22 protein-coding genes are annotated in these 22,732 nt (G+C 60.0%); 14 read left to right on the top strand and 8 right to left on the bottom strand.

Annotated features, from left to right (window positions below; genetic code table 11):
- Together gatA and gatC are read right to left on the bottom strand one after the other, a co-directional pair.
- Complete coding sequence (gatA, locus tag ACQRBV_RS04685) at positions 1-1,452, bottom strand: Asp-tRNA(Asn)/Glu-tRNA(Gln) amidotransferase subunit GatA (RefSeq protein ID WP_060754931.1); 1,452 nt, start codon at positions 1,450-1,452, stop codon at positions 1-3.
- 16 nt (positions 1,453-1,468) lie between these two features.
- Positions 1,469-1,756, bottom strand: a complete 288-nt coding sequence (gene gatC / locus ACQRBV_RS04680; RefSeq protein WP_411985267.1) for an Asp-tRNA(Asn)/Glu-tRNA(Gln) amidotransferase subunit GatC — start codon at positions 1,754-1,756, stop codon at positions 1,469-1,471.
- A gap of 210 nt (positions 1,757-1,966) precedes the next feature.
- On the opposite strand from gatC, the gene mreB reads away from it, so the two are divergent.
- The 8 genes from mreB to tldD all read left to right on the top strand — a co-directional run bounded on the left by mreB (position 1,967) and on the right by tldD (position 13,156).
- Positions 1,967-3,004 carry a rod shape-determining protein MreB gene (gene mreB, locus ACQRBV_RS04675; RefSeq protein ID WP_002555108.1) on the top strand — a complete coding sequence of 346 codons (1,038 nt, stop codon included), beginning with the start codon at positions 1,967-1,969 and terminating at the stop codon, positions 3,002-3,004.
- Positions 3,005-3,143: 139 nt separating this feature from the next.
- Positions 3,144-4,244, top strand: a complete 1,101-nt coding sequence (gene mreC, locus ACQRBV_RS04670; RefSeq protein ID WP_411985282.1) for a rod shape-determining protein MreC — start codon at positions 3,144-3,146, stop codon at positions 4,242-4,244.
- Entirely contained in the window at positions 4,244-4,732 is a 489-nt protein-coding gene (gene mreD / locus ACQRBV_RS04665) for a rod shape-determining protein MreD (RefSeq protein ID WP_003171788.1), read from the top strand. Before mreC ends, mreD begins: the two co-directional genes overlap by 1 nt.
- Before the next feature lie 51 nt (positions 4,733-4,783).
- Positions 4,784-5,380, top strand: a complete 597-nt coding sequence (locus tag ACQRBV_RS04660; RefSeq protein ID WP_090366764.1) for a Maf family protein — start codon at positions 4,784-4,786, stop codon at positions 5,378-5,380.
- A gap of 70 nt (positions 5,381-5,450) precedes the next feature.
- The gene (gene rng, locus ACQRBV_RS04655) at positions 5,451-6,908 is read left to right on the top strand and encodes a ribonuclease G (protein ID WP_010567681.1); all 1,458 of its coding nucleotides are present in this window, start codon (positions 5,451-5,453) and stop codon (positions 6,906-6,908) included.
- Between the two features lie 76 nt (positions 6,909-6,984).
- A complete protein-coding gene (locus ACQRBV_RS04650; RefSeq protein ID WP_411985268.1) occupies positions 6,985-10,800 on the top strand; it encodes a YhdP family protein in 3,816 nt (1,271 codons plus the stop codon).
- 48 nt (positions 10,801-10,848) lie between these two features.
- The gene (locus ACQRBV_RS04645; protein ID WP_104995522.1) at positions 10,849-11,694 is read left to right on the top strand and encodes a carbon-nitrogen hydrolase family protein; all 846 of its coding nucleotides are present in this window, start codon (positions 10,849-10,851) and stop codon (positions 11,692-11,694) included.
- A 19-nt stretch (positions 11,695-11,713) separates the two neighbouring features.
- On the top strand, positions 11,714-13,156 hold the full coding sequence (tldD, locus tag ACQRBV_RS04640) for a metalloprotease TldD (RefSeq protein WP_411985269.1): 1,443 nt from the start codon (positions 11,714-11,716) through the stop codon (positions 13,154-13,156).
- Between the two features lie 45 nt (positions 13,157-13,201).
- Here the strand turns inward: tldD and yjgA are convergent, their stop codons facing one another.
- Positions 13,202-13,723, bottom strand: a complete 522-nt coding sequence (gene yjgA, locus ACQRBV_RS04635; protein WP_060754937.1) for a ribosome biogenesis factor YjgA — start codon at positions 13,721-13,723, stop codon at positions 13,202-13,204.
- Between the two features lie 108 nt (positions 13,724-13,831).
- Here yjgA and pmbA point away from each other — a divergent pair, with 108 nt between their 5' ends.
- From pmbA to ACQRBV_RS04605, 6 genes are all read left to right on the top strand, one after another.
- A complete protein-coding gene (pmbA, locus tag ACQRBV_RS04630) occupies positions 13,832-15,178 on the top strand; it encodes a metalloprotease PmbA (RefSeq protein ID WP_060754938.1) in 1,347 nt (448 codons plus the stop codon).
- A 145-nt stretch (positions 15,179-15,323) separates the two neighbouring features.
- A complete protein-coding gene (locus ACQRBV_RS04625; protein ID WP_205344585.1) occupies positions 15,324-15,719 on the top strand; it encodes a FagA protein in 396 nt (131 codons plus the stop codon).
- Positions 15,712-17,088: a class II fumarate hydratase gene (locus ACQRBV_RS04620; protein ID WP_161548263.1), complete on the top strand. Its 1,377-nt coding sequence runs from the start codon at positions 15,712-15,714 to the stop codon at positions 17,086-17,088. Before ACQRBV_RS04625 ends, ACQRBV_RS04620 begins: the two co-directional genes overlap by 8 nt.
- A gap of 27 nt (positions 17,089-17,115) precedes the next feature.
- Complete coding sequence (locus ACQRBV_RS04615; RefSeq protein WP_411985270.1) at positions 17,116-17,559, top strand: hypothetical protein; 444 nt, start codon at positions 17,116-17,118, stop codon at positions 17,557-17,559.
- A 1-nt stretch (position 17,560) separates the two neighbouring features.
- Positions 17,561-18,172: a superoxide dismutase gene (locus ACQRBV_RS04610; RefSeq protein ID WP_090366752.1), complete on the top strand. Its 612-nt coding sequence runs from the start codon at positions 17,561-17,563 to the stop codon at positions 18,170-18,172.
- Positions 18,173-18,208: 36 nt separating this feature from the next.
- Positions 18,209-19,102 carry a ZIP family metal transporter gene (locus tag ACQRBV_RS04605; RefSeq protein WP_060754943.1) on the top strand — a complete coding sequence of 298 codons (894 nt, stop codon included), beginning with the start codon at positions 18,209-18,211 and terminating at the stop codon, positions 19,100-19,102.
- Positions 19,103-19,139: 37 nt separating this feature from the next.
- On the opposite strand, the gene ACQRBV_RS04600 is transcribed toward ACQRBV_RS04605, so the two are convergent.
- From ACQRBV_RS04600 to ACQRBV_RS04580, 5 genes are all read right to left on the bottom strand, one after another.
- A complete protein-coding gene (locus tag ACQRBV_RS04600) occupies positions 19,140-19,412 on the bottom strand; it encodes an HPr family phosphocarrier protein (RefSeq protein WP_060754944.1) in 273 nt (90 codons plus the stop codon).
- A gap of 16 nt (positions 19,413-19,428) precedes the next feature.
- Complete coding sequence (gene rapZ, locus ACQRBV_RS04595) at positions 19,429-20,286, bottom strand: RNase adapter RapZ (protein ID WP_060754945.1); 858 nt, start codon at positions 20,284-20,286, stop codon at positions 19,429-19,431.
- Between the two features lie 2 nt (positions 20,287-20,288).
- Complete coding sequence (gene ptsN / locus ACQRBV_RS04590; protein ID WP_090366748.1) at positions 20,289-20,753, bottom strand: PTS IIA-like nitrogen regulatory protein PtsN; 465 nt, start codon at positions 20,751-20,753, stop codon at positions 20,289-20,291.
- Between the two features lie 10 nt (positions 20,754-20,763).
- Positions 20,764-21,069 carry a ribosome hibernation-promoting factor, HPF/YfiA family gene (hpf, locus tag ACQRBV_RS04585; RefSeq protein ID WP_003171804.1) on the bottom strand — a complete coding sequence of 102 codons (306 nt, stop codon included), beginning with the start codon at positions 21,067-21,069 and terminating at the stop codon, positions 20,764-20,766.
- A 75-nt stretch (positions 21,070-21,144) separates the two neighbouring features.
- Complete coding sequence (locus tag ACQRBV_RS04580; RefSeq protein WP_060754947.1) at positions 21,145-22,638, bottom strand: RNA polymerase factor sigma-54; 1,494 nt, start codon at positions 22,636-22,638, stop codon at positions 21,145-21,147.
- Positions 22,639-22,732: the final 94 nt, after the last annotated feature.

Below are 22,732 nucleotides of genomic sequence, written 5' to 3'. Positions count from 1 at the left end.
TCAGAAGCCGGTAGGGGTGCGAGTGTGCCAGTCAGTGTTCAACTGGTACTGGTGCGCCACATTGAGCAGGCGGCCTTCCTGGAAATACGGTGCGAGCAATTGCACGCCCACCGGCAGGCCGTCGACGAAACCGGCCGGCATGGACAGGCCAGGCAAGCCCGCGAGGTTGGCGGTGATGGTGTAGAAATCTTCCAGATACTCGGCGATCGGGTCGTTGTTCTTGGCGCCGATCTTCCAGGCCGGGTTAGGCGTGGTTGGGCCGAGAATCACGTCGACTTCATTAAAGGCGCTCATGAAGTCGTTCTTGATCAGGCGACGGATTTTTTGCGCCTTGAGGTAGTACGCATCGTAGTAACCAGCCGACAGCGCGTAGGCACCCACCATGATCCGGCGTTGTACTTCCACGCCAAAGCCTTCGCCACGCGAGCGCTTGTACAGGTCGGTCAGGTCTTTCGGGTTTTCGCAGCGGTAGCCGAAGCGCACACCGTCGAAACGCGACAGGTTGGAGGAGGCTTCCGCCGGGGCGATCACGTAGTAGGCCGGAATCGCATGCTGGTTGTTCGGCAGGCTGATTTCCTTGATCACGGCGCCGAGCTTTTCCAGCTCCTTGATGCTGTTGTGAACCAGCTCGTTGATACGTGGGTCGAGGCCTGCGCTGAAGTATTCCTTCGGCACGCCGATACGCAGGCCCTTGATCGACGTATTCAGGCTGGCGCTGTAGTCCGGCACTGGCTCATCGATGCTGGTGGAGTCCTGTTTATCGAAGCCTGCCATGCCTTGTAACAAAATTGCGCAGTCTTCCGCGGTCCGAGCCAGCGGGCCGCCCTGATCCAGGCTGGACGCGTACGCGATCATGCCCCAACGGGAAACACGACCGTAGGTCGGCTTCAGGCCAGTGAGGTTGGTGAACGCGGCAGGCTGGCGGATCGAACCGCCGGTGTCGGTGGCGGTGGCGGCCGGCAGGAAACGTGCGGCGACGGCCGCAGCCGAGCCCCCGGACGAGCCGCCGGGCACATGCTCCAGGTTCCACGGGTTTTTTACTGCGCCGTAGTAGCTCGACTCGTTGGCCGAGCCCATGGCGAATTCGTCCATGTTGGTCTTGCCCAGGGTTACGGCCCCGGCGGCGGCCAGCTTGGCGACTACGGTGGCGTTGTAGGGCGCCTTGAAGTTGTCGAGCATCTTCGAGCCGCAGCTGGTGCGAATGCCCTGGGTGCAGAACAGGTCTTTGTGGGCGATCGGTGCGCCCAGCAGTGCGCCTTGTTCACCGTTGGCGCGACGCTCGTCGGCGGCCTTGGCCTGGCTCAAGGCCAGTTCCTCGGTGAGGCTGATGAAGCTGTTGACCTTGGGATCGTGCTCGGCGATGCGCGCCAGCAGGGTCTTGGTCAGCTCTTCGGAAGAAAACTTTTTGTCGGCGAGACCGCGGGCGATCTCGGCCAGAGTCATGTGATGCATGAAAGGCTCTTTCCCTTTAGTCGATGACTTTCGGAACCAGATACAGGCCGTTTTCGACCGCTGGCGCGATGGACTGGTAAGCCTCGCGGTTATTGCGCTCGGTCACGACGTCTGCGCGCAGGCGCTGGCCGGCTTCCAGCGGGTGAGCCAGGGGCTCGATACCGTCGGTATTCACGGCCTGCATTTGGTCAACCAGCCCGAGAATGCTGTTCAGGGCTGCGGTGGTCTGTGGAAGATCGGCGTCATTCAGGCCAAGCGAGGCCAGATGCGCGATTTTTTCCACGTCGGAGCGTTCAAGCGCCATGGGATTCTCCAGTGGAAAACAGAACGGAGGGCGTCCGTGTGTTAGATTGTCGGAACACTACCGCATTTCTACGGTCATATGGCCGCGATTGTGGGGGTTGGTGCACAGAAAGTCGGCCAATTTAGCACATTGGCGCCTTGCCCAAAATCCCTGTCGTTGTTAGAGTTTGCCGCACTTTTTTACCCACGCGTTGCCTAGGGTCCCTTTCCCATGTTCAAGAAACTGCGTGGCATGTTTTCCAGCGATCTTTCCATTGACCTGGGCACTGCCAACACCCTTATTTACGTGCGCGAGCGCGGTATCGTCCTGAATGAGCCATCGGTTGTGGCTATTCGGACCCATGGTAATCAGAAAAGTGTCGTTGCCGTCGGCACCGAGGCCAAGCGCATGCTCGGCCGTACACCAGGCAATATTGCTGCCATTCGTCCGATGAAGGACGGCGTGATCGCCGACTTCAGCGTCTGCGAGAAGATGCTGCAGTACTTCATCAACAAGGTTCACGAAAACAGTTTTCTGCAGCCCAGCCCTCGCGTGCTGATCTGCGTTCCATGCAAGTCCACCCAGGTGGAGCGTCGTGCCATCCGTGAATCGGCCCTGGGGGCCGGTGCCCGCGAAGTGTTCCTGATCGAAGAGCCTATGGCTGCCGCTATCGGCGCCGGCCTGCCGGTTGAGGAAGCGCGCGGTTCGATGGTGGTCGATATCGGTGGTGGTACCACTGAAATCGCCCTGATTTCCCTGAACGGTGTGGTGTATGCCGAATCCGTGCGCGTAGGCGGCGACCGCTTCGACGAAGCGATCATCACTTATGTACGTCGCAACTACGGCAGCCTGATCGGTGAATCCACCGCCGAGCGCATCAAGCAGGAAATCGGTACCGCTTACCCGGGCGGCGAAGTGCGCGAAGTCGATGTTCGCGGCCGTAACCTGGCCGAAGGCGTTCCACGTGCCTTCACCCTGAACTCCAACGAAGTGCTGGAAGCTCTGCAAGAGTCCCTGGCCACTATCGTTCAGGCAGTGAAAAGCGCTCTGGAGCAATCGCCGCCGGAATTGGCTTCCGATATCGCCGAGCGTGGCCTGGTGCTGACCGGTGGTGGCGCGTTGTTGCGTGACCTCGACAAGTTGCTGGCCCAGGAAACCGGTCTGCCGGTGATCGTCGCCGAAGACCCGCTGACCTGCGTTGCCCGCGGTGGTGGCCGTGCACTGGAAATGATGGATAAACACACCATGGACCTGCTCTCCAGCGAATAAGATCGCCAGGATGGTTCATGCTTCGTCGGCAGGCAGCACTTTGCAGTGCTGCCTGTTGGCGTTTATCTTCTTCAATCTGCATCCAGGCCGGTTAGATGCCGTATGAATAAAGAGAACATTTGCCTGGGAGGAGCGGCTTATTAAACCGCTTTTCGCCAAAGGCCCCTCATTGGGCGTGCGCTTATTGGTGCTGGTCGTGCTTTCGGTCGCGCTGATGGTGGTCGATGCCCGCTTTGCGCTGCTCAAGCCTGTGCGTAGCCAGATGTCGCTGGTGCTGATGCAGACCTACTGGATCACCGACCTGCCGCAACGTCTCTACCAGGGCGTGGCCAGCCAATTCGGCAGCCGCACCGAGCTGGTTGCCGAGAACGAAAAACTCAAGACTGAGAACCTGCTGCTGCAGGGACGCCTGCAAAAGCTCGCGGCCCTTACCGAGCAGAACGTTCGGCTGCGCGAGTTGCTCAATTCTTCCGCACTGGTCAACGAGAAGGTCGAAGTGGCCGAGTTGATCGGCATGGACCCCAACCCGTTTACCCATCGCATCATCATCAACAAGGGTGAGCGCGACGGTGTGGTCCTTGGCCAGCCGGTGCTCGATGCCCGTGGCTTGATGGGCCAGGTGGTTGAACTGATGCCCTACACCTCGCGGGTATTGTTGCTGACCGACACGACCCACAGCATCCCGGTGCAGGTCAACCGTAATGGCTTGCGTGCAATCGCCAGCGGCACCGGCAATCCGGAGCGCCTGGAACTGCGGCATGTGGCCGATACCGCCGACATCAAGGAAGGCGACCTGCTGGTCAGCTCCGGTCTCGGCCAGCGGTTCCCCGCCGGCTACCCGGTGGCGACGGTCAAGGAAGTGATCCACGATTCCGGCCAGCCGTTCGCCATTGTTCGCGCCGTGCCGACCGCCGCCCTCAACCGTAGCCGTTACCTGCTGCTGGTCTTCAGTGACAACCGCACGCCGGAAGAGCGCGCCAATGACGCCGCGCAGGCCCAAGAGGCGGAAGACAAGCAAAACGGTACGGCGCCGATCATTCCGGCGACGGTGCCCAAGCCCGCGTTCGTAGGGCCGCCTGCACCGGCAGCCGCTCCGGCGGCGCCCGTAGCAACCCCGGCCAAGCCGGCCGCCCACAATGCGCGGCCAGCCAAACCGGCAGCAGCTAAACCACCGGCCGCGACGCCAGCCGCCAGGCCGGCGACAACCACCCCGGCAACTACGCGGCAGAGGGAGGAATAATGGCCGGTACTCATTCGCGCAATGGCTGGATCGTCTGGCTAACATTTGCCATCGGTTTGCTGCTCAGCGTGTCGCCACTGCCGCAATTCATGGAGATCCTGCGCCCACTGTGGCTGGCATTGCTGCTGGCCTTCTGGTCGCTGAACCTGCCGCACAAAGTGGGCATGGTCACTGCGATGTTTCTGGGCTTGGCGGAAGATGTGCTCTATGGCACTTTGCTTGGGCAGAACGCGTTGATCCTGACCCTGATCACCTTCCTGGTGCTGTCGTTGCAACAGCGCCTGCGCATGTTTCCGATGTGGCAGCAGTGCCTGGTGATCCTGGTGATCTTCGGCCTGGCGCAGTTGGTGCAACTATGGCTCAGCGCCTTGACCGGTAACCGCCAGCCAACCCTGGCATTGGTGTTACCGGCTCTGGTCAGTGCGCTACTGTGGCCCTGGATCAGTTTTGGCCTGCGCGGCCTGCGTCGTCGTTATAAAATCAATTGAATGGATTGCGAGGCTCTGCCTGGTTATCGATCTCTACAGGGAGAGTCTGGAATGAACTCGCTTTATCTGGCCTCGGGCTCTGCGAGGCGACGTGAGCTGCTGACCCAGATCGGTGTGCCTTTCACCGTGGTCAGCGCCGCCATTGATGAAACCCCTCTTGCAAACGAACCCGCCGTTGCCTATGTCGAGCGTCTTGCGCGTGGCAAGGCCATGGCAGGTTTTGCTGCGCTTGAACATTCTTCCGGCGCTTGTGTGTTGGGTGCCGACACGGCTGTGATCGTCGACGGTCAGATCCTCGGCAAGCCGGTGGATCAGGCCGATGCCCTGGCGATGTTGCTTGCGCTTTCTGATCGCGAGCATGAAGTCCTCACCGCGATTGCTGTTACTGATGGGCTGCGCTGCGTAACCCAATGTGTAAGCAGCCGTGTACGTTTTCGCGGGGTTTCTGTCGAAGAGGCTACAACTTACTGGCACAGTGGCGAACCTCAGGACAAGGCGGGGGGCTATGCTATTCAAGGGTTGGGTTCGGTATTTGTGACCGGTCTCAATGGCAGTTATTCCGCCGTGGTCGGCTTGCCGGTGTGCGAAACCGCGCAACTGCTTGGCCAATTCGGCATACCCTGTTGGCAAAACCTCACCGTGCGCTGATCGCTTGACTCCAGCGCCCAGCCTTAAGCGATCGGCCACTATTGTGAAAACGCCTGAACGAGACCCAGCCATGAGTGAAGAGATTCTGATCAATATCACGCCGATGGAATCGCGCGTGGCGGTGGTAGAGAACGGTGTTCTGCAAGAAGTGCATGTCGAGCGCACCCAGAAGCGCGGGATCGTCGGCAATATCTATAAAGGCAAAGTGGTGCGCGTGTTACCGGGGATGCAGGCAGCGTTCGTCGATATCGGCCTGGACCGTGCTGCGTTTATCCATGCCTCGGAAATTTCCCTGCGCGAAGGCCCGGCGGTGGAAAGCATCAGTGCTCTGGTGCATGAAGGGCAGAGCCTGGTCGTGCAAGTCACCAAGGACCCCATCGGCTCCAAGGGCGCACGCCTGACCACCCAGCTATCGATTCCATCACGCTACCTGGTGTACATGCCCCGTACTGCCCATGTCGGCATCTCGCTGAAAATCGAAGACGAAGCCGAGCGTGAGCGCCTGAAAAAGGTCGTCAGTGATTGTGTGGCCGCTGAGGGCATCAAGGAAGCGGGTGGTTTTATCCTGCGCACGGCCGCTGAAGGCGCCGGCGCGGATGAGATCCTGATGGACATCCGTTACCTGCGGCGTTTGTGGGACCAGATAGGCGCGCAGATCAAGACCGTTGGCGCACCGAGCGTCATCTATGAAGACCTGGGCCTGGCGCTGCGCACCCTGCGCGACCTGGTCAGCCCAAAGATAGAGAAAATTCGCATCGACTCGCGGGAAACCTTCCAGCGCACCACGCAGTTTGTTGCCGAACTGATGCCGGAAATTGCCGATCGCCTGGAACACTACCCTGGCGAACGTCCAATCTTTGACCTGTATGGCGTCGAAGATGAAATTCAGAAAGCCCTGGAGCGCAAGGTGCCACTCAAGTCCGGAGGCTATCTTGTGGTAGACCCGGCAGAAGCCATGACCACCATCGACGTGAATACGGGCGCGTTCGTAGGGCACCGCAACCTGGAAGAAACCATCTTCAAGACCAACCTCGAAGCGGCTACGGCGATTGCCCGCCAACTGCGCCTGCGCAACCTCGGTGGCATCATCATCATCGACTTCATCGACATGGAAGACGAAGAGCACCAGCGTCAGGTGTTGCGCACGCTGGAGAAGCAGCTGGAGCGCGATCACGCCAAGACCAATATCATCGGTATCACCGAGCTTGGCCTGGTGCAGATGACCCGCAAGCGTACCCGTGAAAGCCTTGAGCAGGTGCTGTGCGAGCCTTGCAGCAGTTGCCAGGGGCGCGGCAAGTTGAAGACTCCAGAAACGGTTTGCTACGAGATTTTCCGGGAAATCTTACGGGAGGCGCGAGCATACCAGGCTGAAGGCTATAGAGTGCTCGCCAACCAGAAAGTGGTCGATCGATTGCTGGATGAGGAGTCCGGTAACGTCGCGGAGCTGGAAGGTTTTATCGGGCGCACCATCCGTTTTCAGGTTGAAACCATGTATTCCCAGGAACAATACGACGTGGTGCTGCTCTGATCCCCATTCGCTTTCTTTCCGTGAGACCGGCAGGCCATGATCTGCCGTCCGCCAACTGCCTTGAGGGTCGCCTGACATGGAGCGTCTGATACGCTTTTTTGCCGCTTTGACCCGTTGGGGCCTGGGCCTCTGTGCGCTGCTGCTGGTAATGGCTGCGGTCTACGTGAGCCTGGGTCGTGAACTGACGCCGCTGGTGGCCGAATACCGTGCGCAAGTTGAGGCCAAGGCCCAGGCCGCGGTTGACATGCCCCTGCACATTGGCAGCCTCGAGGGGCGCTGGAGTGGCTTCGCCCCGGTATTGCTGGCCCACGACGTGATGGTCGGTGAGGGCAGCAGCGCCCTGCGCCTGGATCAGGTCGAAGTGGTGCCGGATATCTGGGCCAGCCTGATGGCCCTTGAAGTGCGCATCGCCCATCTGCAAGTCAGTGGGCTGCAATTGAGCGTCAAGGAAGACAAGGACGGTCACTGGGCCTTGCAAGGTCTGCCGGTACGGGATGAACAGCCACTGGACCCCGGGCAGTTGTTGACGCGCATGCAAATGGTCAAGCGCGTGTCGCTGTTGGATAGCCAGGTCACCCTCCAGCCGTTCGATCAGGCGCCGCTGACCATGACTTACGTCGGCTTGAGCCTGCACACCGGCATGACTCGGCAACGTTTGGATGCACGCTTGACGTTGCCTGACGGTCAACCGCTTGCCGTCAGCCTGCGCAGCCGCATTCGCGCCAGCCAATGGCAAGACGCAGAAGTCGAAGCCTATCTCAGCCTGCCCCAGAGCGACTGGGCCAAATGGATTCCCGCGAAGTTGACCCGGCAATGGAAGCTCACGCAGTTCCAGGCCGGCGGTGAGTTCTGGTTGAGCTGGGGCAAAGGTACTGTCCAAAGTGCTGCTGTGCGTCTCAATTCTGCGCAAGTGAAGGGCAGCTATGCCGATCGCAAGCCTGTGCATATCGAAAATCTGGCCCTGACCGCTTATCTGCAACGCAGTGATAGCGGCCTTAAGGTGCTGTTCGATTCGCTCGCGATGAACCTGGGCGATACCCGCTGGGAATCGCACATGCAATTGCAGCAAACCCTGGCCACGGACAAGGACCAGGAGGTCTGGAAGCTCCAGGCCGATCGCCTCGATCTGACGCCTATCACCCCCTTGTTGAATGCCTTGGCGCCGTTGCCGGAAGGCTTCGCCAAGACCCTGGAGCATCTGAAGGCCACGGGGGTACTGCGTAATGTACTGGTGGATCTGCGCCCCCAGGATATCACCGACCAGAAAGTCAGCTTCGCCGCCAACCTTGAGCGCATCGGCTTTGATGCTTATTTCGGTGCGCCGGCCGCGCGTAACGTGTCCGGTAGCATCAGCGGCGACCTGGGCCATGGCGAACTGCGCATGGACAGCAAGGACTTTTCCCTGCATCTGGACCCGATCTTCGCCAAGCCTTGGCAGTACATCCAGGCCAATGCGCGACTGACCTGGAAGCTGGATAAAGAAGGCTTCACCCTGATAGCGCCTTACATCAAGGTGCTGGGCGAGGAAGGCAAAATCGCTGCCGACTTCCTGATTCGCCTGCATTTCGACCATAACCAGGAAGACTACATGGACCTGCGGGTCGGCATGGTTGATGGTGATGGTCGCTTCACCCCCAAGTATCTGCCCGCCGTACTCAGCCCGTCGCTGGATGAGTGGTTGCGCACAGCAATTCTCAAAGGGGCGGTTGACCAGGGGTTCTTCCAGTACCAGGGCTCGTTGAACCACGACGCGCTGCCGGCTTCGCGCAATATCAGCCTGTTCTTCAAGGTGCATGATGCCGAGTTGGCGTTCCAGCCGGGCTGGCCTCATGTGGGCAAGGTCGACGGTGAAGTGTTCGTCGAGGAGAGCGGTGTGCGTATTCTGGCCAGCAAGGGCCAGTTGCTCGACACCAAGGTCAAGGATGTCTATGTCAATATTCCCCACGCTCCTGCCGGCCAGGACAGTCACCTGCTGCTGACCGGAGGGTTTGCCGGTGGCCTGGGTGATGGTCTGAAAATCCTTCAGGAAGCGCCGATAGGCACCGCCTCGACCTTCGCCGGTTGGAAAGGCGAGGGCGATCTGCAAGGCAGCCTGGACCTGGATGTTCCGTTGGCCAAGGGCACCGACCCCAAGATCGTGGTGGACTTCAAGACCGACAAGGCCCGCCTGCAACTGGCCGAGCCGCCACTGGACCTGACCCAGCTCAAGGGTGACTTCCGCTTCGACAGCGCCAAGGGCCTGAGCGGCCAGAACATTTCGGCGCAGGCGTTCGACCGTCCCATCACTGCGCAGATTGTTGCCGATGGCAAGCCCGGCAATATCAGTACCCGCGTGACCGCCAAAGGCCAGGTCACGGTGAAGCGTCTGACGGATTGGTTGAAGATCAGCCAGCCATTACCGGTTTCCGGCGACATACCTTACCAACTGCAGCTGACCCTGGATGGCGCTGACAGCCAACTCATGGTCAGCTCCAATATGAAGGGCGTTGCAGTAGATTTGCCCGCCCCCTTTGGCATGCCTGCCAGCCAGGGGCGTGACAGCGTCTTTCGCATGACTTTGCAAGGTGCCGAGCGCCGCTATTGGTTCAGTTACGGCGAGTTGGCGAGTTTCACCTTTGCGGCGCCACCCGACAAGCTCAATGACGGTCGTGGCGAGTTGTTCCTCGGCGATGGCAACGCGTTATTGCCCGGGAACAAAGGCCTGCGCATTCGCGGGGTGCTGTCGGAACTGGATATCGACCCATGGAAAAAACTGGTTAACCGTTACGCGGGCAACGATCCGGGCGGCAGTGCCAAGCAACTGCTCAGTGGTGCCGATTTCAAGGTGGGCAAGCTGACCGGCCTTGGCTCCCAGTTGGATCAAGTCAGCCTGCAGCTCGACCGCAAGCCTGCTGCGTGGGGCTTGCAGCTCGACAGCCAGCAGGCCAAAGGCACGGTGAACCTGCCGGACGCCAAGGGCGCGCCGATTGCGATCAACCTGCAGTACGTGAAATTGCCTGCGGTGGACCCAACGGTACAGGCGGACGAAAACGCTCCTGACCCGCTGGCTGATATTGATCCCAAGGATATTCCGGCACTGGATATCGCCATCGATAAGCTGTTCCAGGGGCCGGACCTCGTGGGGGCCTGGTCGCTGAAGATCCGGCCGACCGCCAAGGGCCTGGCGTTTACCGACCTGGATCTGGGCCTCAAGGGCATGCTGCTCAAGGGCGCCGGTGGCTGGGAAGGTGCGCCAGGGGCCAGTTACAGTTGGTACAAAGGGCGCCTGGATGGCAAGAATATCGCCGATGTGCTGAAGGGCTGGGGCTTTGCGCCAACCGTGACCAGCGAGGACTTCCACCTGGACGTGGATGGCCGTTGGCCGGGTTCACCGGCGTGGGTCGGGCCCAAGCGCTTCTCCGGCAGCCTCGATGCCTCGTTCCGTAAAGGTCAGTTTGTGGAAGTGGAGGGCGGCGCCCAGGCGTTGCGGGTGTTCGGCCTGTTGAACTTCAACTCCATCGGTCGTCGTTTGCGCCTGGACTTCTCGGACCTGCTCGGCAAGGGCTTGAGCTATGACCGAGTCAAGGGGTTGCTGGCGGCCAGTGACGGAGTCTTCGTGACCCGTGAGCCGATCACCATGACCGGGCCGTCGACCAATCTGGAACTCAACGGCACCCTGGACCTGGTGGCTGACCGCGTGGACGCCAAGTTGCTGGTGACTTTGCCTGTGACCAACAACCTGCCCATTGCGGCGCTGATTGTCGGGGCGCCGGCCATTGGGGGGGCGTTGTTTCTGATCGACAAATTGATCGGTGACCGTGTTTCGCGCTTCGCCAGCGTGCAATACAAAGTGGAAGGGCCTTGGAAAGACCCGAAAATCACGTTCGACAAACCATTTGAAAAACCAAACTGAGAGACTGTGGAGTAGCATGGCCCTATGCCAATCATGGAGTGTGGGCCCATGTCCTTTGCGGTAATTCAAATGGTCAGCCAGAGCGATGTGCTGGCCAACCTGATCCAGGCCCGGCGCTTGCTGGAACAAGCGGCGATGGGCGGTGCGACGCTTGCCGTGCTGCCGGAAAACTTCGCGGCCATGGGGCGTCGTGATGTGGCCGATATCGGTCGCGCCGAGGCCTCGGGTGAAGGCCCGATCCTGCCGTGGTTGAAACAGACAGCCCGCGACCTCACCTTATGGATAGTGGCCGGTACATTGCCATTGCCACCCGAGGGCCAGCCGAATGCCAAGCCCAACGCCTGCTCGCTGCTGATCGACGATCAGGGCCAGATCGTCGCCCGTTACGACAAGCTGCACTTGTTCGATGTCGATGTCGCCGATGCCCGTGGTCGTTATCGGGAGTCTGACGACTATGCTTTCGGTGGCAAAGTGGTGGTGGCGGATACACCGGTGGGTCGACTGGGGCTGACCGTGTGTTATGACCTGCGTTTCCCCGAGCTGTACAGTGAGTTGCGCGCAGCGGGCGCAGAGCTGATTACCGCACCCTCGGCTTTTACTGCGGTGACGGGAGCGGCGCATTGGGACGTATTGATTCGCGCACGCGCCATCGAGACCCAATGCTACGTGCTGGCGGCCGCACAAGGCGGCGTGCACCCCGGGCCGCGGGAAACCTTTGGACATGCGGCGATTATCGACCCTTGGGGGCGAGTGCTGGCACAACAGGATCAAGGCGAAGCGGTGTTGTTGGCCGAGCGCGATAGCAGTGAACAGGCGTCGATACGGGCGCGCATGCCGGTGGTGAACCATCGGCGCTTTTTCTCGCAGGGCGCCCAGCGGCCTGCTTCAGAATGATGAATTTAAGGCCAAACCTATGAGCGAGTTGTTGTCCTCAGTCAGTGAACACCTCCTGGCACCCGGTGGCGTGACCATCGAAAGCTTGCAAACCGTGCTGGGCGATCTGGTCGGGCCGGGCATCGACGCAGCCGACCTGTATTTCCAGGGGCAGATTTCCGAGTCGTGGGCTCTTGAAGACGGCATCGTCAAGGAAGGCAGCTTTAACCTGGACCAAGGGGTCGGCGTGCGCGCGCAATCGGGTGAGAAGACCGGTTTTGCTTACAGCAACGCAATCACCCTGGAAGCCCTGGGCCTGGCGGCCCGTGCGGCGCGTTCGATCTCTCGTGCCGGTCAAAACGGCACGGTACAGGCGTTCAGCACCCAGGATGTGGCGCAGCTCTACGCACCGGATAACCCTTTGGAAGTCATCAGTCGTGCAGAAAAGGTTGAGCTGCTCAAGCGTGTCGACGCGGCCACCCGAGCCCTGGACCCGCGCATTCAGCAGGTGACCGTGAGCATGGCCGGTGTGTGGGAGCGCGTCCTGGTGGCGTCCACCGATGGTGGGCTGGCGGCGGATGTGCGGCCGTTGGTACGTTTCAATGTCAGCGTGATCGTCGAGCAGAACGGCCGTCGCGAGCGCGGCGGCCATGGCGGCGGCGGGCGTACCGACTACCGCTATTTCCTGGCTGACGACCGTGCCATGGGCTACGCCCGGGAAGCGCTGCGCCAGGCATTGGTCAACCTGGAGGCCATTCCGGCACCAGCGGGGACTTTGCCGGTGGTCCTGGGTTCGGGTTGGTCCGGGGTTTTGCTGCACGAAGCGGTGGGCCATGGGCTGGAAGGCGACTTCAACCGTAAGGGTAGCTCCGCCTACAGCGGACGCATGGGCGAGAGGGTGGCTTCCAAACTATGCACCATCGTCGATGACGGCACCCTGGCCGGCCGCCGTGGCTCGCTGAGTGTTGATGATGAAGGTACACCGACCGAGTGCACCACCCTGATCGAGAACGGCGTACTCAAAGGCTATATGCAAGACAAACTCAACGCGCGCCTGATGGGTGTGGCACGTACCGGCAACGGCCGCCGCGAATCCTATGCGCACCTGCCGATGCCGCGCATGACCAATACCTACATGCTGGGAGGCGAAAGCGACCCGGCGGAAATCATCGCTTCGGTGAAACGCGGGATCTACTGCGCCAACCTCGGCGGCGGCCAGGTGGATATCACCAGCGGCAAGTTTGTGTTTTCCACCAGCGAGGCGTACCTGATCGAGGACGGCAAGATTACCGCGCCGGTCAAGGGGGCGACGTTGATTGGTAACGGGCCGGAGGCCATGAGCAAGGTGTCGATGGTCGGTAATGACCTGTCGCTGGACAGTGGCGTCGGTACGTGCGGGAAGGACGGGCAGTCGGTGCCGGTGGGTGTCGGCCAGCCCACGCTGAAAATTGATGCGATTACCGTCGGGGGTACGGGGTCGTAAGCCGGGGAGCTTCGGGTGGCGAAGGTCGCCACCCGGGGAAGAGGATCAGCGCAGGCCGCGCTGCGTCTCGTCCAGCTCACGGATGTACTTGAAGATTTTACGGCTGGTGGCCGGCGCCTTGTTGTGCGCCAGTTCGTGTTGGGCCTGACGGATCAGGGAACGCAGTTGCTGGCGATCCGCTTCCGGGTAGTCCACCACGAATTTCTCCAGCACGGCGTCATCGCCCGATATCAGGCGGTCACGCCAACGTTCCAGGTTATGGAAGCGTTCGTTGTACTGGCGAGTGGAGGCATCGGTTTGATCAAGCAAGGCCAGAATCGCGTCAGTATCCTGATCGCGCATCAGCCTGCCGATAAACGCGATATGCCGTTTACGCGCGATATTCGCGGTGTGCTTGGGCGCATCCGCCAGCGCCCGGCGCATTTCGTCGGTCAGTGGCAGTTTCGCAATCAAGTCTTTCTTGAGCGTTGTAAGGCGCTCGCCAAGGTCAACCAGAGCATGCAGCTCGCGTTTGACCTGGGATTTGCTTTTCTCCCCATCGAGGGAGTCGTCGTAAGAATCAACCATGGTGGCAGTCCGCAAAGAAACGCCGCCATGATAACCAGTCGGGGGCCGCTTGTCCGGCCCGGTCGCTCGATGGCCTTAACCGAAAGCAGAATTTGAGTGGAGAAAACCATGAGTGCAGCCCAAAGCGTCGGTCCGCAAGCTTTACCGGCACTGCAGGAACAAGTCGAGCAGATCCTTGCCGAGGCCAAGCGCCAGGGGGCCAGCGCCTGTGAGGTGGCGGTGTCGCTGGAGCAAGGGCTGTCTACGTCGGTGCGTCAGCGCGAAGTGGAAACCGTCGAGTTCAACCGCGACCAGGGTTTTGGTATTACTTTGTATGTGGGGCAACGCAAGGGCTCGGCCAGCACGTCGGCCAGCGGCCCGGAGGCGATTCGCGAGACCGTCGCGGCTGCCTTGGCCATCGCCAAGCACACCTCTGAAGATGAAAGCTCGGGGTTGGCCGACAAAGCGTTGATGGCTAAGGACTTGAAGGATTTCGACCTGTTCCATGCCTGGGATATCACGCCTGAGCAAGCGATCGAGCAGGCGCTGAAGTGCGAAGCGGCTGCGTTTGACGCTGATGCCCGCATCAAGAACGCCGATGGCACCACCTTGAGTACGCATCAGGGCTGCCGCGTTTACGGTAACAGCCACGGTTTTATCGGTGGTTACGCGTCCACCCGTCATAGTTTGAGCTGCGTGATGATCGCCGAAGCCAATGGTCAGATGCAGCGTGATTACTGGTACGACGTGAATCGCCAGGGCGATCTGCTGGCGGACCCGGTCAGCATCGGCCAGCGCGCTGCACAACGCGCTGCCAGCCGGTTGGGTGCGCGCCCGGTGCCGACCTGTGAAGTGCCGGTGCTGTTTTCGGCGGAACTGGCTGGGGGGTTGTTCAGCAGTTTCCTGGGGGCGATTTCCGGCGGCAACCTGTACCGCAAGTCCTCGTTCCTTGAAGGCGCAATCGGCCAGAAGTTGTTCCCTGAGTGGATGACCATCGACGAGCGCCCGCACCTGATGCGTGCCATGGGCAGTTCGGCGTTCGACGGTGATGGCCTTGCGACGTATGCCAAGCCGTTTGTCGAGAAGGGCGAGCTGGTGTCCTACGTGCTGGGCACTTACGCCGGGCGCAAGCTTGGCTTGCCGAGTACTGCCAACTCCGGTGGCGTGCATAACCTGTTTGTGACTCACGGTGCCGAAGACCAGGCTGCCTTGCTGCGTCGTATGGGCCGGGGCCTGCTGGTGACCGAGTTGATGGGCCATGGTTTGAATATGGTGACGGGTGATTACTCTCGAGGCGCGGCGGGTTTCTGGGTGGAAAACGGTGAGATTCAGTTTGCCGTCCAGGAAGTGACCATTGCCGGCAATATGCGTGACATGTTCAAGCAGATCGTGGCAGTGGGTAATGACTTGGAGCTGCGCAGCAACATTCGCACGGGGTCGGTACTGATCGAGCGGATGACCGTCGCCGGCAGCTGATCACACAGCGCTTCATAAAAAAGCACGCCATCCCGAAGATGGCGTGCTTTTTTTTGGCTATGTAAAAGTCGAACTGAATTTCTCGTCTTGTTTTGATTCTTAATATCATTTAATAATGAATATCATTATCGAGCGAGTGTAGATCATGAGTTCTGTCCTGCATGAGGATCCGTACCTGGAAAGCTGGCGCTGGATGAGCCGTCAGATCCGCTGCGGCCTTGATCCCAATGAGCCTCGCCTGATCGAACATTACCTCAGCGAAGGCCGATACCTGGCGTGCTGCACTGCGACCCATCCGTGGACGATCGCCGAAACCTCATTCCGTCTCTTGATCGACACCGCCAGTGATATCGCCTTGCCGTGGCACTGGCGATCCCTGTGCCTGGATCAGGCATGGCGCCCATTGCGTGACCTGGAAAAACTCTCCCGCTGCGCCTGCCGCCTCAAGCGCTGGCAGACCTTTGCCTGGCAATTGGCGACCTGCCAATTGCTGCCATCACTTTCTCACTCTGACCTGGTGCAAGGATCTAACGATGAGTAACACCCGTATCGAACGCGACAGCATGGGCGAACTTCAAGTGCCTGCCGACGCGCTGTATGGCGCGCAGACCCAGCGCGCGGTGAACAATTTCCCAATCAGTCACCAGCGCATGCCGGCGCAATTCATTCGGGCCTTGATCCTGGCCAAGGTGGCTGCCGCCAAGGTCAATGTCGACCTCAAACAGATCAGCGAAGCACAGGGCAAGGCCATCGTCGATGCCGCCCAAGGCTTGCTCGAAGGTGATTTCATGCCGCACTTCCCGGTGGATATCTTCCAGACCGGGTCCGGCACCAGTTCCAACATGAATGCCAATGAAGTGATTGCAACTCTGGCCACCCGCTTGCTCGGTGAGGTAGTCAACCCCAACGATCATGTCAACTGCGGCCAGAGCAGCAACGACATCATCCCGACCACAATTCACGTCAGCGCCGCGTTGGTGCTGCATGAGCAAACGTTGCCAGCCCTGCTGCATCTGGTTCAGGTGATCGAGCAAAAGGCCGAAGCCGTCCATCCCTTCATCAAGACCGGCCGCACCCACCTGATGGACGCCATGCCGGTGCGCATGAGCCAGGTGCTCAACGGCTGGGCGCAGCAACTCAAGGCCAATATCGGGCATTTGCAGGACTTGCTGCCAAGCTTGCAGGCCCTGGCTCAAGGAGGCACGGCTGTCGGCACCGGGATCAACGCACACCCGGAGTTCGCTGCACGTTTCAGCCAGCAACTGAGTGGTTTGACCGGCGTGAAATTCACGCCAGGCAAGAACCTGTTTGCCCTGATCGGCTCCCAGGACACTGCCGTCGCCGTTTCCGGTCAATTGAAAGCCACCGCCGTCTCACTGATGAAAATCGCCAACGACCTTCGCTGGATGAACTCCGGTCCCCTCGCCGGGCTTGGCGAAATCGAGCTGGAAGGGCTGCAGCCGGGCTCCTCGATCATGCCGGGCAAGGTCAACCCGGTGATCCCGGAGGCGACCGCCATGGTGGCCGCGCAAGTGATTGGCAATGACTCGGTGATTACCGTCGCCGGCCAGTCGGGCAACTTCGAGCTGAACGTGATGCTGCCGATCATCGCCCAGAACCTGCTCAGCAGCCTTGAATTGCTGGCCAATTCCAGCCGATTGCTGGCGGACAAGGCCATCGCCAGCTTCAAGGTCAATGAGGCCAAGCTCAAGGAAGCGCTGTCGCGCAATCCGATCCTGGTCACCGCGCTCAACCCGATCATTGGTTACCAGAAGGCCGCCGAAATCGCCAAAAAAGCCTATCAACAAGGCCGACCGGTGATTGACGTAGCCCTTGAACACACTGACTTGCCCCGTAGTCAGCTGGAAATGCTGCTGGACCCGGAAAAACTCACGGCCGGTGGCGTGTAATCACCGACTCTGCTTTGGAGGCTCACCATGGAGCACTGGAAACGCACGATCGAACGCGCCAATCGCTGCTTTATGCAGGGTGAGTTGGTCGACGCTCGCGAGGCCTATTTGCAAGCCCTGGCCCTGGCTCAAGTGCTGTTTGAGCGCTGGGCGGACGCCGAAGAAGCAGTGGCGGCCTGCGTCATTTCCCATCACAACCTGGCAGATCTGCACCTGCGCCTGAACCAGCCGGAAGAAAGCGCGGAATACCTCTGCGCCATTCACCAACGCCTGTTGCAGACCCTGCAGGACCCGCGTCTGAGCCCGCAGTTGCGCGAGGCGGCGCTGCGCCAGAGCAGCAAGACCTATGTCGAGTTGTTGAATTTCATCAGCGATCACGGTGAATACCCACGTACTCATCGCTTGTTGGGCGGCGCTGCGACGCAACCGGATGCGTTGACCCGCAACAACCCTTATTACGGAGCGCATTGATATGACCTACACCTTGCCTGCCTTGCCTTATGCCTACGATGCCCTCGAGCCGCATATCGATGCACAGACCATGGAAATTCACTACACCAAGCATCACCAGACTTATATCAACAACCTCAACGCGGCGGTTGACGGGACTGAGTTCGAGGGCTGGCCGGTAGAGAAACTGGTGTCCAGCGTCCAGCAATTGCCTGAAACACTGCGCGCGGCAGTGATCAATCAGGGCGGCGGTCATGCCAACCACTCGCTGTTCTGGGCAGTGATGTCACCCAAGGGCGGCGGCCAGCCCGAGGGCGTGCTGGGCCGGGCTATCGACGAGCAATTGGGCGGCTTTGAGCGTTTCAAGGAAGCCTTTACCAAAGCCGCGCTGACCCGTTTCGGCAGTGGCTGGGCCTGGCTCAGTGTCACTCCAGGCAAGACCCTGGTGGTGGAGAGCAGCGGCAATCAGGACAGCCCGTTGATGAGCGGCAATACGCCGATCCTCGGCCTGGATGTCTGGGAGCACGCCTACTACCTGCAGTATCAGAACCGTCGCCCGGAATACATCAATGCCTTCTACAGCGTCATCAACTGGCCGGAAGTCGCCGCTCGTTATCAGGCTGCCTTGGCCTGACACTCACCTCCCTATAACAAGATCCAAGGGTGACCAATGGGCACTGAAACACTGACGATCGGCAGCGGGCGCCTGTTTCGCTATGCGTTTGGCTCGCTGCTGCTATTGGCAGGTACTGCGTTGCTGGTAGCCCATGGGCTGGCCTGGTTGGGCCTGGAACCACGCATTCTGCGTGCCCTGCAGGGCGGGGCGATCTGTGCGCTTGGCACGGCGTTGGGGGCGGTCCCGGTGCTGGTGATTCGGCGCATGCCGGTCGCACTGAGTGATTCCCTGCTGGGATTTGGTGCGGGGGTGATGTTGGCGGCGACCGCGTTCTCGTTGGTCGTGCCGGGTATCTCTGCCGCCCAGAACCTCGGGCTATCGCCCTGGGGCGCGAGCGGATTGATCAGCTTCGGCATCATGCTGGGTGCTTTCTGGCTGTATCTGGTTGATCGCAAGGTTTCTGGTGCCAGCCCCGAAATATTGGTGGGGACACCGGACAAGCCGGTAATCCCGCCGCGTATCTGGCTATTTGTGTTCGCGATCATTGCCCACAACATTCCGGAAGGTATGGCGGTGGGCGTCTCCGCTGGGGGTGGCGTACCCGATGCCGACAGTTTGGCCATGGGCATTGCCCTGCAGGACGTGCCTGAAGGTCTGGTGATAGCGCTGGTATTAGCGGGGGCAGGGATGTCACGGTTCAAGGCATTCTTGATCGGTGCTGCATCCGGGTTGGTCGAGCCTGTCTTTGCCGTGCTTTGCGCATGGCTGGTAAGCCTGGCCGAGGTGCTGTTGCCATTGGGGCTGGCGTTGGCCGCCGGTGCGATGTTGCTGGTGGTAACCCATGAAGTGATCCCCGAATCGAGGCGCAATGGTCACGAAAAGCTCGCCAGCCTGGGGCTGTGTATCGGGTTTTGCCTGATGATGGTCATGGATACTGCGTTGGGGTGAAGCCGTTTCAGCTCCACGCAGTTTTCAACGGGTGGGTTTACTCACCCTCATCAAAGTAGTTGTTGATCAACTTCACCAAGGCGTCCATCGCTTCCTGTTCCTGCTCGCCTTCCGTCTTCAGGTGGATCCGGGTGCCCTTGCCGGCAGCCAGCATCATCATGGCCATGATGCTTTTGCCATCGACCATCGATTCCGGGGTGCGGCCGGCGCGAATCTGGCAGGGGAACTGCCCGGCAACGCCGACGAATTTGGCGGAAGCCCGGGCGTGCAAGCCGAGCTTGTTGATGATTTCAATTTCCAGAGCGGGCATCGCGGGGGTGTTCCTTTCAGCTAAGGTCGCGGTGGCGAACCTGGACGTTCTTGAGGGTGTGTTGCAAAACCTGGCCCAGTCGTTCGGTCAAATAGACGGAGCGGTGATGGCCGCCGGTGCAACCAATGGCAATCGTGACATAGGCCCGATTGCTCGCGGCGAAGCGCGGCAACCATTTGAGCAGGTAAGTAGAGATATCCTGGAACATATCCTCTACATCCGGCTGTGCTGCAAGGTAGTCGATAACGGGTTGATCCAGCCCGGACTGGTCGCGCAGCTCTGGCTTCCAGTAGGGGTTAGGCAAGCAGCGGACATCGAACACCAGGTCGGCATCCACCGGCATGCCGCGCTTGAAGCCGAACGACTCCACGAGAAACGCGGTGCCGGGCTCGGGCTGGTTCAACAGGCGCAGCTTGATCGCGTCGCGTAGTTGGTACAGGTTGAGGCTGGTGGTGTTGATCTTCAGGTCGGCGAGGTCAATGATTGGCCCCAGCAACGTGGTTTCGTCCTCAATGGCTTCAGCCAGAGATCGATGTGGGCTGCTGAGCGGATGACGTCGACGGGTTTCCGAGAAGCGTTTGAGCAGCGTCTCTTCGTCGGCATCCAGATACAGCACGTCGCAATGAATGTGCTTGGCGCGTACTTCCTCGAGCAACTCCGGGAAGCGGGAGAGGTGGCTGGGCAGGTTGCGGGCGTCAATCGATACGGCCACCAACGGTTGCGCCAGTTCGGTATGGATCAACGCACGTTCCGCCAATTCAGGCAGCAGACCGGCGGGTAAGTTGTCGATGCAATAAAAACCGTTGTCCTCAAGAACATTGAGGGCGGTGCTTTTACCTGAGCCGGAACGGCCGCTGACGATGATCAAACGCATGATTACTGCCCGTTTTGTTCATCCAGGACAACCTGATAGAGCGCCTCGTTGCTGCTGGCGCTGCGTAGTTTGTCGCGTACTTCCTTGCGGTCGAGCATGCTGGCGATCTGCCGAAGCAGTTCCAGGTGTGCGTCGGTGGCGGCCTGTGGGACCAGTAGCACGAACAGCAGGTCGACCGGGGCGCCGTCGATGGCGTCGAAATCGATGGGCGCTTCCAGGTGCAGCAGGGCGCTCACGGGCGCTTCACAACCTTTGAGGCGGCAGTGCGGAATGGCGATGCCATTGCCAAAACCGGTAGAGCCGAGTTTTTCACGGGCAACCAGCGCCTCGAAGACATCCTGCATCTCCAGATCCGGCACTTCGCGGCTGATCAGGTTGGCAATTTGTTCGAGGGCTTTTTTCTTGCTGCCGCCCGGCACGTTCACAAGGGAACGGCCGGGGGTCAGGATGGTTTCAAGTCGGATCATGGGAGGGGCGTTAGCGACCTGTACCTTGCATCAGGTGCAGATTCTTTTCCTTATGCTTTATGAGTTGGCGGTCGAGCTTGTCGTAGAGCGAGTCGATCGCCGCGTACATGTCTTCATGTTCCGCATTGGCGACGAGCTTGGCATTCGGTACGTGCAGGGTGGCCTCGATTTTCTGCTTGAGCTTATCGACCTCCATGATGACCTGCACGTTGGTGATCTTGTCAAAATGCCCCGCAAGCTTGTTCAGCTTGCTTTCGGTGTATTCACGCAGGGGTTTGGTGACTTCCAGCTGGTGTCCACTGATGTTGACTTGCATACAGCTTCTCCTTCGTTGCCAGTGCATAAAGCGGCAGGCCGGGGTGCCTGCCACTGGAACGCTGTGGCCCGCCCGTCACATCAAACGCTTACGCTCGCTGGAAGGCGCGATCCCGAGGGACTCGCGGTACTTGGCGACGGTTCGACGGGCGACCTGAATGCCTTGTGCCTCCAGTAAACCAGCGATCTTACTGTCACTCAATGGCTTTTTCTGATTTTCCGCGGCAACCAGTTTTTTGATGATCGCGCGGATTGCCGTGGACGAGCATTCGCCGCCTTCGGAGGTGCTGACGTGGCTTGAGAAAAAGTATTTCAACTCATAAATACCCCGGGGGGTATGCATGAATTTTTGCGTGGTTACCCGGGAAATCGTCGACTCGTGCATGCCCACTGCTTCGGCGATATCGTGCAATACAAGCGGTTTCATCGCTTCGTCGCCATACTCCAGGAAGCCGCGCTGATGCTCGACGATCTGGGTGGCCACTTTCATCAGGGTTTCGTTGCGGCTTTGCAGGCTCTTGATGAACCAGCGGGCTTCCTGCAGTTGGTTGCGCATGAAGGTGTTGTCGGCGCTGGTGTCGGCGCGGCGCACAAAGCCTGCATATTGCGGGTTGACTCGCAGGCGCGGCACCGACTCCTGGTTCAGCTCGACGAGCCAGCGCTCATTGTCCTTGCGCACGATCACGTCGGGCACGACATACTCGGCTTCGCTGGACTCGATCTGTGAGCCTGGGCGCGGGTTGAGGCTCTGTACCAGCTCGATCACCTGGCGCAGGTCGTCTTCCTTGAGCTTCATGCGGCGCATCAACTGGCTGTAGTCGCGGCTGCCCAGCAGGTCGATATAGTCGGTCACCAGGCGCTGGGCTTCGACCAGCCAAGGGGTCTTGGCGGGCAGCTGGCGCAATTGCAACAGCAGGCATTCGCTGAGTGTACGGGCACCGATGCCGGCGGGCTCGAACTGCTGGATGCGGTGCAGGACGGCTTCGATTTCGTCCAGTTCGATGTCCAGTTCCGGGTCGAATGCCTCGAGGATTTCATCAAGGGTTTCGTCCAGGTAGCCCTGGTTGTTGATGCAGTCGATCAGGGTGACGGCGATCAGGCGGTCGGTGTCGGACATCGGCGCCAGGTTCAACTGCCACAACAGATGGCTTTGCAGGCTCTCGCCGGCGGACGTGCGGGTGGTGAAGTCCCACTCGTCATCGTCGCTGCTGGGCAGGCTGCTGGCGCTGGTCTGGTAGACGTCTTCCCAGGCGGTATCCACGGGAAGCTCGTTGGGGATGCGTTCGTTCCATTCGCCGTCCTCGAGGTTGTCCACCGTAGGGGCGGTTTCCTGATAGGAGGGTTCCTGCACGTCGGAGTTGGGTTTTTGCTCGATGTTGTCGGCCAGCGGGTCCGTATTATCGAAGTCGTCGCCGTCTTCCTGGCGTTCGAGCATCGGATTGGACTCCAGGGCCTCCTGGATTTCCTGTTGCAGGTCCAGGGTCGACAATTGGAGCAGGCGGATGGCCTGTTGCAGCTGCGGTGTCATCGTCAGCTGCTGGCCCATTCTCAGGACTAGCGATGGTTTCATGGCAGGGGCTTAACACCTTATTCGCCGGCGCATTGCGCCATCCACGACAGGGCGCGTGAGCGCCAAACATAAGCAAATTATATGCCTGATATCG

Source organism: Pseudomonas sp. R11F, assembly GCF_050312575.1.
Taxonomy (GTDB): Bacteria; Pseudomonadota; Gammaproteobacteria; order Pseudomonadales; family Pseudomonadaceae; genus Aquipseudomonas; species Aquipseudomonas palleroniana.
This window is presented reverse-complemented; position numbering and strand designations above follow the sequence as displayed.